This is a genomic window from Dehalococcoidia bacterium (assembly GCA_028711995.1).
GTDB lineage: Bacteria > Chloroflexota > Dehalococcoidia > SZUA-161 > SpSt-899 > JAQTRE01.
This window is the reverse complement of the sequence record JAQTRE010000084.1, coordinates 1-12,547: the sequence shown is the minus strand read 5'-3', so window position 1 is coordinate 12,547 and position 12,547 is coordinate 1. Positions and strand designations below refer to the sequence as shown.

The window sequence follows — 12,547 nt, the reverse complement described above, 5'->3', positions numbered from 1 at the left end:
ATGGCATCTTCATCTAGGGTGACGCCCTTCAGCGGTCCGTAAGAAAATGGCGGTACGCCTTTTGCTCTGGGGGGGAGTTGGAAATCACCCGGCGTGAAGCCTTCCCTGAGGTTGAAACAATGACGATGCATCTGAATGCGCTCGCCCGACTTTAACCACTCCTCAGGGGTCAGATCCCAACCGGTACTCGCATTGAGCAACTCGAAGATGGGGTATTCGGCCATCATCAGGGTGGGGAAATAGCACAGCCCGCTGCAGTTTACGATCTGCCGCAATCTGGCATGGGGAACATGGACCTTGCCCTTGCGGGCATAATCGGTCTTGGAAATCTTGGGCACATTGATCATCCGGCTGATCAGTCCAAATTCGCTGTCCGCCGCACCTCCGGCGGTGTGCCTGGCCGGGGTGGGATCGAGAATATAAGTCGCTCCATACCCCGGCGTGTATCTGGGATCGTGCATCGGCAGTTCCTGCCCGCCGACATGTATGGCAAATCGCTCCGCTCCTTTCCCGATTCTATCCGCGGCGACCTTGACCCCGTCGGCCAGAACATCGCCGAAACCTTTCCTCTCACACATCAGCCGGAGCAGGGCGAGAATGGCCTGATGGTCTCCCCAGGATAGCTCCATGCCGATATCATCGCGGGTCAGAATACCTTCCTCGTAGCACTCGATGGCAAAAGCGATGGCTGCACCAGCGGATATAGTATCAAGGCCGTATCGGTTGCAGATGTCATTGGCCAGGATGATCGACTCCAGATTGTCGTTCAGGCATAGCGCGCCAAAGGCAATCAGGGTTTCGTATTCCGGCTTGTGCGATTCCTCCCGGAGGGCATAAGGGCCAGTCCGCTGCTCCATGATCCCGCCGCACTTGACCGGGCATCCCTGGCAGCCATATTTTCGCTTCTCATACTTGATCACCGCATCATCGCTGATCTTTAACGCTGTGCCGAGGGGAAAGTCTTTTTGCCCGCCTTTCCAGTTTTTGATGGGAGAGTCCTGCAAGGCCACGGAAGCCGCCAGTCCTCCGCAGGTGCCATAATAGGTAAAGGTCTGCGCCACCATTGACGTCGGCATGGGAAAGGACACCTTGTGTCTGGCCAGGAAAGGCATCAATGGCATAGCTGCTTTAGTCATTAAGCGCTGCAAGCGAGAGGGCTTGACGGGCACGGCCTTCATGATGCTTCGATTCAGCCGCTTGATGGCGTCCCGGTCCGCCACTGTGACGGTCTGTTTACCGCTAACGGCCACGGCTTTGAGGTTCTTTGATCCCATGACCGCGCCGAGTCCCGATCTTCCCGCCGCGCGCCCCATGTCATTGATAATGCAGGCGATCCGGGAGCATTGTTCACCGCTTGGGCCGATACAGGCCACCGCAACGCGATCGGACAGCTCCTTTTTGACGGCTTGCTCGGTTTCATAGGCATCTTTGCCCCATAAGTGTTCGGCGCTCTTGATTTGCACCTTGCCGTTGTCCACAAAGAGATAAACGGGCTTGGTGGATTTGCCCGTGAAGAAGATAGCATCGTACCCTGAGCGCTTCAGTTGCGGTCCGAAGGTTCCCCCGCAGTTGGCGTCTCCCCATAAGCCGGTGAGGGGGGATTTGGCCACCACGGTGAATCGACTGCTGGAAATGACTCCCGTCCCCGTCAAAGGGCCGGTAACAAAGCCGAGGATGTTTTCCGGGCTCAAAGGGTCGGTGTTGGGCAACATGCGATCGTACAGGATTTTGGCTCCCAGGCCATACCCTCCCAGGAATTTCCGGTAGACGTGCTCCTCGATCGATTCTTCTGCCAGTTGCCCGGTGGAAAGGTCAACGAAAAGAATGCGCCCCATGTAGCCGAATAGATTTGCCATGCTAACGTGTCTCCTTCGATGAAGTGGTCTGGGACTGTTTTGAAGGGGAATGGCATCCGTGAGGATGTAATCCGTATGTCCATTAGGTCCGATGATATCATGTCGCGGTAACCTGCCCCGCTTATTGTACCATTTCCAAAGCTGGGTTTCATGGGCTTGCCCGCGCCTTTAATCAATTATGCCTTAATATCTCGATAAACCCTTTCAGATAATCCTTGAGCATCTCCGGCGATGGGTTCATGGAGAAGGTTTTCAGCACGAGGCCATTGTTCCGGATTGAAACCATCCAGTGTTTCTTATGAACATCCATACCAACGTAGAAGTGTTGAGGTTTGAAATCAATTGGACTATTCCTTATGCTACGCACGGGGTAACCTAGTGTCATGTCATGCTCAAGCGAAAGGAGGATGCCCTTTTCATGGAACCTTTCACAAAACATGGCTTTTATCTACCGAAAACACGGGGACTTTTGTACTATTTGTTTTGAATGAAAGATAACTTATAATGAGGAAACCTGATTAGGAATACTGATGAGAGGAGGCGGACATGAAGATTTTTCTCGTGTACGGGGTGATGGAGGTTTATTCCTAATGCCCTGTCTGGGTGGCAAGGCAGGGCATATGCAGACTTGGATCGGGCCAGTGGTCTCGTAGGGATCGGGGCTGTTGCCTCAAATCAGGCAAACCCCATCCGGCAGTAATCGCCGGGGAAAGGGTCAGATTCAGAGAAGTTGATGTTAAGGGGCCGCTTGTTCAGCGGCCCCTTTTCTTTTATCAACGTGCCGTATGAAAATCGATGTCGAGGCTGATATCCAGGGCTTTGGCCGAATGGGTTAACGCTCCGATGGAGATGAAGTCGACGCCGGTTTTGGCAACCGAGCGCAAGTTGGCGAGGGTAATTCCGCCGGAGGCCTCGGTCAGCGCAATCCCGCGTGCCATGTCCACCACTCGGCGCATTTCTTCTATCCCCATGTTGTCCAGCAGGATGATATCCGCTCTGGCATCCAGAGCTTCCCCCGCTTGCTCCACAGTTTCCACTTCGACCTCTATCTTGAGCCCCTGGGGAGCTTTTGCTTTGGCTCGCTTGACCGCTTCTCCTAGTCCAATGCCTTGAGTTGCCAGTGCCGCCAGGTGATTATCCTTGATAAGTACGCCATCGGACAGATTGTAGCGGTGGTTTTGTCCCCCACCCATTCGAACAGCGTACTTTTCGATAGGCCTCAAGCCGGGACTTGTCTTACGGGTATCGAGTATTTTGGCCTTCGTTCCCGATACGGCCGCAACATGAAGGGCTGTCTGGGAAGCGATACCGCTCAGACGTTGCAGGAAGTTAAGCGCCACGCGCTCTGCCTTGAGGATGCTGGCCGCTTTCCCGTTGATTTCGGCAACAATTGCGCCTGGAGATACCATGGCGCCGTCCTGAACCAATCTCTCGAAATGAAGAGTGGGGTCGACTTTTCGAAAAACCGATTCCGCCACCTCGATCCCGGCCAAAACGCCTTCAGACTTGATCAACACGGAAGCTCTGGCTTCCAGATGAGCGGGGATGAGGGTATCGGTCGTCACATCCCCCTGGCCAAGGTCTTCCGCAAGAGCATTAGTGATGATGGATTCGATTAGTTTCTGATCCATAGGTCATCAGTGGTGCGTGATCCGTTTCGTCTGGCAAGTCCTTCTATTTCATCTGTTTGATCACTTGATGCATTCTCTCCAGCCCGGTCACAATATGGTCCATTGAGACGGCATAGGAAAGACGAATATGGTCATCTGCGCCAAAAGGCCCGCCGGGGATGACAACCACGTTGGCCTCGGCCAGAAGCAACTCGGTCAGGCCCATGGACGTGTTGACCGTCTTTTCTTTGAAAGCCTTGCCCATAAGCCCCGATATATTCACGAAGGCATAGAACGCACCCTTTGGCATAATGCAGGAGAGGCCCGGAATCCGGTTCACTGTCTCGACCATGTAATCCCGCCGTTTCTTGAACTCCTGAGCCATCTGCCGCGCGAATTCGGGCGGCGAGGTCAGTGCGGCCAGAGCAGCCCGTTGGGAGATGGAGGTCGGATTGGAGGTCGAATGGTCCTGTAAGTTGGATATGGCACCAATGACCTGTTTATCTCCGGCTGCATACCCGATACGCCATCCGGTCATGGAATAGGTTTTGGAGACGCCATTGACCACCAGGGTCCGCGCTTTTATTTCCGACCCCAAAGAGGCAATGCTCACGTGTTTGGCATCATCGTAGATGAGTTTCTCATAGATCTCGTCGGAGATGACCCATATTTTCCGATCAACGGCAATCCTGGCAATGGCCTCTAATTCCTGTCTGGAGTAGACGGCTCCTGTGGGATTGGAAGGACTGTTCATCACCAATAACTTGGTTCGATCGCTGATGTGATTTCCGAGCATTTTGGGGGTGATCTTGAAGCCGGTATCTTCTTTGGTATCAATGATTACGGGCTTAGCTCCGGCTACGTTCACTTGCTCAGTGTAGCTGACCCAATAAGGAGCAGGCACGATGACCTCATCCCCCTCGTCACAAAGGACTTGCATAATATTATACAGGCTGTGTTTGGCTCCGCAGGAGACCACAACCTGGGACGGATCATAGTCGAGGCCGTTGTCGTCTTTGAATTTCTTGCAGATCGCCTCTTTTAGTTCCGGGATGCCGGATGTTGGCGTATACTTGGTAAATCCTTCCGATATAGCCTTGACAGCTTCTTTTTTAATGTGGTCGGGCGTATCAAAATCCGGCTCCCCGGCCCCGAATCCGATCACGTCGATACCCTTGGCGCGCAGAGCGCGAGCTTTTGCCGTCAGGGCCAGGGTGGGCGAAGGACTGATAGATTGGGCTCTCCTCGATAGGGTCATGCTTTTTCCCTCCAAGTGTAAGTTTAGCACATTTGGCCGATGCCCTCATCGCTGTGGCTCGATGACTACCTTCAGGGAATTCTGCGCCTGAGCGACGAGTTGAAATCCCCGGCCAGTTTCGGCTAAACCCAGCCGATGGGTGATCATGCCTTTCGCATTGATGGCTCGCGAACGGATCAGTTCGATGGCCTTGTCGATATCGGCAGGGCTTCCGGCATAACTGACAGTCGTTGTGATGCCGTCACGCCAGAGATCATAGATTGGCATCGGAAAGGTCTGACCTGGCAACATCGGGGCGAAGAACAGGATGGTTCCACCTCGTTCCACCGATTTCAGTGCCTGCGATATCGCTTGAGGCGCTCCGACGCATACGATGACGAGATCGGCAAGATATCCATCGTTCAAGTCCCGCATCCGGCCGGGCACATCATGGTCGGCGAGGAAAGCGGCGTCGGCCCCGAATCGCATCGCTGCCTGGAGTCGATATTCGCTGATATCGGTGGCGAAGATGCGTTTGGCGCCGCTGGCGCGAGCCAGTTGAATGTGCAGAATGCCCGAAATGCCGCTGCCGAGCACTAACACGCTTTGCCCCGGCCGGAATCTTGCCTTCTCCTGACCTCTGACCACGCAGGCCAGCGGTTCGACGATCGTCCCCTCTTCATACGAGACCTCATCAGGCAGAGCAAAGGTGCCGCTACGAACGTTGATCTGCGGGACACGGAGGTATTCGGAAAAGCCGCCGGGATCGAAGTTGGTGCTGCGAAGCGTATCGCAGACGGTGTAATTCCCGCTTTGACAATAATGGCACGCCATGCAGGGAACATGGTGAGAAACGAACACCCGCCCCCCAACTTTGAATGAGTGAACGCCCTCACCGACTTTGGCGATCTCCCCAGCGATCTCGTGGCCCAGCACTAACGGCGCCTTTGGGATGCGATACCATTCCATTACGTCGCTACCACAGATGCCGCTAGCCATCACCTTTACCAGCAACTCACCGGCTCCAATATTTGGAACCGGCCTCTGCTCCAGGCGCACGTCATTGTTGTTGTGATATACGGATGTACGCATAATACTCTGCTGATTCCCTATTCGGAAGCCGACTTGTTCGATAATCACAGAAATAATATCTTACCACACGGAAAAGGGCAACCTATTGGCTGCAATGATGTTTAGCCTGAAGTGCGGATTATTGACCTCCTGCCCACAACTCTTCTTTCTGGGTTGGATGGGGCTTCGCGCGTTAGAGATGCCACCCTCCAGACATTTATCTGTTCTCCTTCATCACGACGCTCAGAACGGTCAAAAATCCACGGCATCAAGACAAGGGTGGCAATCCGCCCAATAACCCCGTAGAATGATTCTACGGAAGTGCCATGAACATCGACGAAAAAAGCCTGCACATGCTGGAATTCCCAAAAGTGAGGGAGATATTCGCTAGCTTTGTATCTTTTCCGGTGAGCCGGGAACTGGTCCTCAACCTCATGCCTTCCGCCGACGGGGAGTTGGTCTCTCTCTGGCTCAGACAATCCGCCGAAGCGCGCCAGCTTCTCGCAGGCAATCCGGGATTCTCCATCGGCGGGGCTCGGGATGTTCGCGAGAGTGTAGCAGTAGCCTCGAGGGGGAAAACACTCGATCCTCTCACACTCCTGGATATTGCCTCAACCCTGGCATCGGCAAACAAACTGCACACCAACATTGGCAAACTGGCATCGGAGCTGCCTGCGCTCTACGAGATTACCAATAGAATCGTTCCTATGCCGCATCTGGAACAGGAGATCAGCAGGTGTATCGATGACGCCTCGGAAATATCGGATTCCGCTTCGCCAAAGCTGGCTGAGCTGAGACAGCAATTGAGAGAAACGCGTCAGCGGCTCCTCCGCCAGCTGGAAGGCATCGTTAGATCGATCACCAGTCAAGGTCTGCTGCAAGAGTCGCTGATCACCGAAAGAGAAGGCCGATATGTCATCCCCGTCAAGGTGGAATTCCAGAAGGATATCAAAGGCATTGTTCATGACGTCTCCAACACCGGAGCCACCGTATTCATCGAGCCCTTCGGAACAGTGGAACTGGGCAACAAGCTGCGGCAACTGGCGCTGGAAGAGGAGCGGGAAATCCAGAGGATTCTCTCAGACCTGAGCGCAGAGGTGGGAGCCAATAGCGCTGCCATATCTCAAGATATTGCGCTGATCGCCGAGCTGGACCTGGCGCTCTCGAAGGCGCGATATGCCGAGAGAGCAAAAGCGATTGAACCCCACATCATCGATATCGGCGAGGTTGGACAGGCGAATGCAATCGGGCTGAATTTGATCGACGCCAGGCATCCGCTATTGAGAGAGAAGGCCGTTCCCCTGTCAGTTGAAATGGGCGATGACTTCTCCACACTCATTATCACCGGACCGAATACCGGCGGTAAAACCGTTGCGCTCAAGACGATCGGACTCTTGACGTTGATGGCTCAGTCGGGCATGCCCATTCCCGCCTCCGAGGAAAGCTGTCTGCCCGTATTCGACGGCGTCTTTGCCGATATCGGGGATGAACAGAGCATCGAGCAAACCCTCTCCACTTTTAGCTGGCATATGAGCAATATTGTGCGGATTCTGCGAATGTCCACCTCCAGAAGCCTGGTGCTCTTGGACGAACTGGGAACCAGCACCGATCCCGCAGAGGGCACCGCATTGGCACAATCAGTCCTGCTTCATTTTCTGCAAAGGGGAACGTTCGTGGTGGCGACCACTCACTTCAGCGAACTCAAGATTTTCGCCCACGCCACGTCTGGAATGCAGAACGCCTCTTTCGAGTTCGATCCTGTCACGCTGGGGCCAACCTACCGTCTGACGATGGGCATCCCCGGCGGCAGCAATGCGCTGGCGATTGCTTCACGTCTGGGACTTCCGGAGGAGATCGTGGCCTCTGCCAAAGGAATGCTGTCCAAAGGCGCAGTGGAGATCGAGGAGCTTTTGACCGACCTGACGCATGAGAAGCAAAATACCCGAATCCTGCGTGAAGAACTGGATCAGGAAAAGGCTGCCATCGATCGTCTCAGAGAGAATCTGGAAACCGACATGCGAAGGCTGAAGGAGCAAGAACAATATGCCCTTCGAGAGGCCAGAGACAGGATCGCCACTGAGGCTTCGGAGTTGCAGAGACAAATCCGAAGCGCAGCGGCGGAGCTGAAAAAGGCGAGGACCAAAGAAAGCATCGACCAATCCAGGCAGGCACTAAAGACCGTCCATGAGCAACTGGCTGGTCCCGCATGGCAACCGAAGATCGAGCGCACCGGCAAAGAGGTGGTGGAGGAACGGATTGCCGAGGGCGATCACGTGCGGCTGATCGATACCCACCTCACCGGAACGGTTCTCTCGCTATCGGAGAAGAGCAACCAGATTGAAATTCAGGCCGGACAAACGCGGGTCAGGGTAGATGTGTCGGAAGTAGAGAAGATAGCGCCTCCATCAGAAAGGTCCCTTTCTACATCGTACACCGTGAAGCGCGATTCTCCTCGAAGGAAGCGCTTGCTGGAACTCGATCTGAGAGGAAAACGGGCCGAGGAAGTTGAGCCGGAGCTGGATAGCTACCTCAACGATGCCTCGCTCTCCGGCGTCCCCGAGGCGCGCATCATTCATGGGTACGGAACGGGCACGGTTCGTCAGATCGTGCGGGACATGCTTACTTCGCACCCGCTGGTCAAATCGTTCCGGCCGGGAGAGCAGGGAGAAGGTGGGGATGGGGTGACCGTAGTGAAGATGTAATGGGATCGCTAGATAACCGCACACAGAATGCCTATGTTAATACCCCAACATCGCACCATGAATCGATCCCGGATGCTCCGCTTCCTGAACGAGGTGGAGGCTGCCACCGGTCCAGCTACGTCTCTCTACATCCCTGCCGATTTTTCCGCATCCGAACTACAGAAGGCGTTTGAAATCCTGCCCGGAGAAGGTGAGGCTCCTCCCGATCTTGCCGAGCGGATCACCAAGTCGAAAACAGGCGCCATCCTTTTCTGGGGGCAAACCCATCGATGCCTGGTGCTGCCGCCATTCCCCATCGGGGAAAGAAGGGTATCCCCCGGTTACGACGTCGGAGCTTTGCGTTCGCTGCTGGGACGGGACCTGCTGATTGCCCTGATCCTGGTCCGCCTGGGGGACTATGCCATCGGTGTATTTGAGGGGGAGAAACGCCTGTCCAGCAAAGTGGGAACGGGCCTGGTTCACGGCCGTCACAGACAGGGAGGTTCTTCGGCGCAGCGCTTCGAAAGACACCGGGAGAAGCAGATGGAGATGTTCTTCACCCGGGTTTGCGCCCACGCCCGAGAGCATCTGGAGCCTCACGGCCGAAAGATCGACCACGTCATCTACGGCGGGGAGCGCTTCACCCTCCTGAAATTCCGCAAACAATGCCATTTTCTCACCACCTTCGATGACCGCACCATGGAATCGATTCTGAACGTGCGAGCCCCACGACAGGCAACACTGGAAGAATCAATCGCCGATGTGTGGTCCAGCAGTCTGACAGAGTGGATTGAAAACAATTAGGGCAGACTCAACTACATATGCCACATCGTGCCAGGTATGCAAAGATGGCATGAACGGGAGTAATAAGGTTGTATCCTACTTAAAGCGATCAACTGAGACTGGATCTGGCTTGGCTTCAGCATCACGAAAAAGCTTCGGCGCAGATCTCCACTCGCCCTTTCCCAGCCTTTGAAAGCGGTCTTTCAGTCTCTCAACGAGACTTCTCTCACTTTTTGCCTGCGCGTCCTGGTATGTCATTGGCTCCTCCTGCCAGGGTTCTGCGGATGTTAACATCCTCGATAATTTACATCGGACAGCCCTTTCCCGTCAACCATCTACACGATGATTGACTTCGATATTCGTGCATGAAATCATTTCCGCCCTAGTGGGGTGCTGAGTAAGTCTGACTCAACCCTTGACCGCGATCGGGGATTTGAGGTCCGGACCACGTCGGGATGGAAAATCCGGGGGGAATACTGGAAATATAGGTACACTGTCGTTCACCAGGGTGGTATAATACCATCAAACCCGAAAACGAAGATGGGTAAAATGACCAGGACCGCAGTCATTGTGGCTCACCCAGACGATGAAACGATCTGGGCCGGAGGCACAATACTTATGCACCCGGAGTGGCAGTGGCAGGTGATATCACTATGTCGTGCAAGTGATCCGGATCGAGCTCCGAAATTCGGACGAGTGCTCCGAGTACTCGCAGCTAAAGGTAGTATCGGCGATCTCGATGACAGTCCGCATCAACAGCCACTCCCGGGGTTAGAAGTCGAACAGATGATCCTTTCCTTATTGCCCAAAACGCATTTCGACCTCATCCTGACACACAGTCCGCATGGGGAATATACCCGACATCTTCGCCATGAAGAGACCAGCCGAGCTGTTGCCGCCCTCTGGATCAGGGGGAACCTTTCCGTCACCCAGATATGGATGTTCGCTTATGAGGATGGCGATAAACGCTATCTGCCTCGCCCCGTCAAGACCGCCCATCGAATCATCGATATCCCTGAGGATATCTGGCGGCAGAAGTATCGCCTCATCACTGAACTCTATGGCTTCTCTCCTGATAGCTACGAAGCTGAGATCGTCCAGCGGCAGGAAGCCTTCTGGTGCTTTCAGTCTGCTGTTGAATTGCAGAAATGGATGAATGTTGAGTAAGGAAAGGAAGGAGCAATGAAAGTACTGGTTCAGTATGAGTATCCACCCTCGCCCGGCGGATTGGCCACCCAGGGCGATATGCTCTACCGGGGCCTCAAGGAACTTGGCGTTGACGCCTATCCTGTTAATCCGGTCGCCCCCCAAGAGAAAGAATGGTATTACCGCTGGTTTAAACCGGATGTGGTGGTAGGTGTGGGATACTGGGGGCATACGCCAGACCTAGTGCTCCATCCTCAACGCTACGGTGTTCTGCCGATTCCCTGGGTGGTTGCCGATGGCTATATTGCCAACTACCAGGAGACGCTGGACTCCCTGCCGCTTATCCTGACGACATCTCAGTGGGTGAAAGAGACCTACATCCGAGGGGGCCTCACCGGCAAGAACATGGAGGTCTTACCGGTAGGCATCGATACCGCCGCCTTCATCCCCCGCGAAAAGAAGGACCCAAAGGTTTCTCTCATCCGGGAGGCGCTTGGCATTTCTCCCGATCAGCTGATGATCCTTACCGTTGGCGGGGATGCGGCTTCCAAAGGCGCCCAGGAAGTGATGCAAGCGCTGGCGACTATCGATAAGAAAGCGTGCGACTGGAAATATGTGTGCAAAGTCTGGCCGCAACCCCGGACAACGCATCAGAACTTGATGGACCTGCAATTGGCCTCTTCTCTGGGCATCGAAAAGAATGTTATTTATCTCAACAGCATCGTTTCACGCAACTTCATGCCCTTCCTCATGGCAGCCTGCGATATCTACGCTGCGCCTTCACGGCTGGAGGGATTCGGCATGCCTCAGATAGAGGCTGGAGCATGCGGTAAGCCCGTTATCAGCATCGATGCCATGTCGCTAACGGAAACGATGGTTCACGAGAAGACCGCCTTTCTGGCCAGCGTGGCTCAGGAAGTGGTGCTCAAAGAGGCCCTGGTTGGCGAAGAATCCGGCTACGAGCCGAGACATCGGGTGGTGTTCAAGGTTCCCCATACAGTCGATTACCGGGCCAGCGTGCATGATCTTGCGGAGTATTTGAAGAAGCTGATGCAGGATGCTAAGCTTCGCCAGCGCATGGGCGAAGCAGGACGCAAGCGGGTGGTGGAAAATTATGACTATCGCGTTGTATCCAAAAACTTCGTCAAGATCGTTTCCGAGAGATTGGGGTTATCCTGATATGAAACCGGAACAGCTTGCCTTAGTAGAAGAGGCCAAGCAAGCAGCAACAGATGTCCTGCTACACAATTTTCGCGGAGGGCCATATCAATCGCTGCCCAGAACGGCCGGCTGGGGCTATCCAGAGTCCTACACCCGTGACATGATGATTTCGTCGCTGGGCATCCTCGCCAGCGGAGACCAGAAACTCATTAAAGGTCTGCGGCGAGTACTTCAGACACTGGCAAAAAATCAAAGCCGTCTGGGCCAAATTCCAGGGCTTGTCCATGACCCTGACGAGCGCGACACCACCGATACAACACCCCTTTTCATCCTAACGGTCGGATTGTTTCGGAAGGTTACCGGAGAAGCTGACTTTCTGGAAGAAGCAGTTCGCAAGGCCATGACGTGGATGGATTACCAGAGTCCATCAGATCGGGTGATCGTCGCTCAACTTCCCACAAGCGATTGGAGAGATGAGCAGTGGGTTCTGGGATACGGTCTCTACCTGAATGCCATTGTCTATAGCTATCTGCGGCTGTATGGCCAGACAGAAAAAGCCCTCTTCCTCGAAAACATGATGGGCCGATTCATCATCCGAGGCGGACGCAGAGATACTCATCTCCCTGAAGGACTTGCTTTGCCGGGGAAACCATACTACGCCACATGGTCATATAAAATCTACAGTGATGAGCGCTTCGATCTTATCGGCAACAGTCTGGCCATTCTATCCGGCCTTGCATCTGCATCCAGGGCCGGCAAAATAGTTACATGGGTTGAAAGCCAGTGTCAGGAATTACGTCAACAGGGACAACTGGCATTTGACTTGCCCCCGATCTACTTCCCTTACATGCAACCGAAAGACCCGGATTGGCGCACCCGATACCAGCAGTTCAACCGTCCGGGGAACTATCATAACGGGGGAATATGGCCTCTCGGCTGTGGCTTTTACATCTCGGCGATCGTGGCCGCAGGCAAGTTTCGTCTGGCAGAGAAAAAACTTTT

At 54.4% G+C, this 12,547-nt stretch carries 11 protein-coding genes; 5 read left to right on the top strand and 6 right to left on the bottom strand.

All coding sequences use genetic code 11. The annotated features are described in order from the left end of the window. From PHV74_11085 to PHV74_11065, 5 genes are all read right to left on the bottom strand, one after another. The coding region (locus PHV74_11085) for an aldehyde ferredoxin oxidoreductase family protein (GenBank protein ID MDD5094904.1) at positions 1-1,856 on the bottom strand (1,856 nt) is incomplete at its 3' end. Positions 1,857-2,028: 172 nt separating this feature from the next. Further along, on the bottom strand, positions 2,029-2,166 hold the full coding sequence (locus PHV74_11080; protein MDD5094903.1) for a hypothetical protein: 138 nt from the start codon (positions 2,164-2,166) through the stop codon (positions 2,029-2,031). A 463-nt stretch (positions 2,167-2,629) separates the two neighbouring features. Continuing rightward, a complete protein-coding gene (gene nadC / locus PHV74_11075) occupies positions 2,630-3,487 on the bottom strand; it encodes a carboxylating nicotinate-nucleotide diphosphorylase (protein ID MDD5094902.1) in 858 nt (285 codons plus the stop codon). Between the two features lie 43 nt (positions 3,488-3,530). Then, entirely contained in the window at positions 3,531-4,724 is a 1,194-nt protein-coding gene (locus PHV74_11070) for a pyridoxal phosphate-dependent aminotransferase (protein MDD5094901.1), read from the bottom strand. A 45-nt stretch (positions 4,725-4,769) separates the two neighbouring features. Beyond that, positions 4,770-5,795: a zinc-dependent dehydrogenase gene (locus PHV74_11065; protein MDD5094900.1), complete on the bottom strand. Its 1,026-nt coding sequence runs from the start codon at positions 5,793-5,795 to the stop codon at positions 4,770-4,772. Positions 5,796-6,100: 305 nt separating this feature from the next. Here PHV74_11065 and PHV74_11060 point away from each other — a divergent pair, with 305 nt between their 5' ends. Together PHV74_11060 and PHV74_11055 are read left to right on the top strand one after the other, a co-directional pair. After that, positions 6,101-8,476, top strand: a complete 2,376-nt coding sequence (locus PHV74_11060; GenBank protein ID MDD5094899.1) for an endonuclease MutS2 — start codon at positions 6,101-6,103, stop codon at positions 8,474-8,476. Between the two features lie 27 nt (positions 8,477-8,503). Continuing rightward, entirely contained in the window at positions 8,504-9,259 is a 756-nt protein-coding gene (locus PHV74_11055) for a Vms1/Ankzf1 family peptidyl-tRNA hydrolase (protein MDD5094898.1), read from the top strand. A 75-nt stretch (positions 9,260-9,334) separates the two neighbouring features. Here PHV74_11055 and PHV74_11050 read toward each other — a convergent pair whose 3' ends face one another. Beyond that, entirely contained in the window at positions 9,335-9,496 is a 162-nt protein-coding gene (locus PHV74_11050; GenBank protein MDD5094897.1) for a hypothetical protein, read from the bottom strand. A 282-nt stretch (positions 9,497-9,778) separates the two neighbouring features. Here PHV74_11050 and PHV74_11045 point away from each other — a divergent pair, with 282 nt between their 5' ends. From PHV74_11045 to PHV74_11035, 3 genes are all read left to right on the top strand, one after another. Continuing rightward, positions 9,779-10,405, top strand: a complete 627-nt coding sequence (locus tag PHV74_11045) for a PIG-L family deacetylase (protein MDD5094896.1) — start codon at positions 9,779-9,781, stop codon at positions 10,403-10,405. A 15-nt stretch (positions 10,406-10,420) separates the two neighbouring features. Further along, a complete protein-coding gene (locus PHV74_11040; protein MDD5094895.1) occupies positions 10,421-11,563 on the top strand; it encodes a glycosyltransferase family 4 protein in 1,143 nt (380 codons plus the stop codon). 1 nt (position 11,564) lies between these two features. Further along, positions 11,565-12,547, top strand: a 983-nt coding sequence (locus PHV74_11035) for a glycoside hydrolase 100 family protein (GenBank protein ID MDD5094894.1), incomplete at its 3' end; no start/stop codon positions are given.

Excerpts from the sequence above, each read along its gene's own strand:
- PHV74_11060 (MDD5094899.1), top strand. The coding sequence starts at position 6,101 with ATGAACATCGACGAAAAAAGCCTGCACATGCTGGAATTCCCAAAAGTG.
- PHV74_11070 (MDD5094901.1), bottom strand. The coding sequence starts at position 4,724 with ATGACCCTATCGAGGAGAGCCCAATCTATCAGTCCTTCGCCCACCCTG.
- PHV74_11050 (MDD5094897.1), bottom strand. The coding sequence starts at position 9,496 with ATGACATACCAGGACGCGCAGGCAAAAAGTGAGAGAAGTCTCGTTGAG.
- PHV74_11055 (MDD5094898.1), top strand. The coding sequence starts at position 8,504 with ATGCCTATGTTAATACCCCAACATCGCACCATGAATCGATCCCGGATG.
- nadC (MDD5094902.1), bottom strand. The coding sequence starts at position 3,487 with ATGGATCAGAAACTAATCGAATCCATCATCACTAATGCTCTTGCGGAA.
- PHV74_11065 (MDD5094900.1), bottom strand. The coding sequence starts at position 5,795 with ATGCGTACATCCGTATATCACAACAACAATGACGTGCGCCTGGAGCAG.
- PHV74_11080 (MDD5094903.1), bottom strand. The coding sequence starts at position 2,166 with ATGGATGTTCATAAGAAACACTGGATGGTTTCAATCCGGAACAATGGC.
- PHV74_11045 (MDD5094896.1), top strand. The coding sequence starts at position 9,779 with ATGGGTAAAATGACCAGGACCGCAGTCATTGTGGCTCACCCAGACGAT.
- PHV74_11040 (MDD5094895.1), top strand. The coding sequence starts at position 10,421 with ATGAAAGTACTGGTTCAGTATGAGTATCCACCCTCGCCCGGCGGATTG.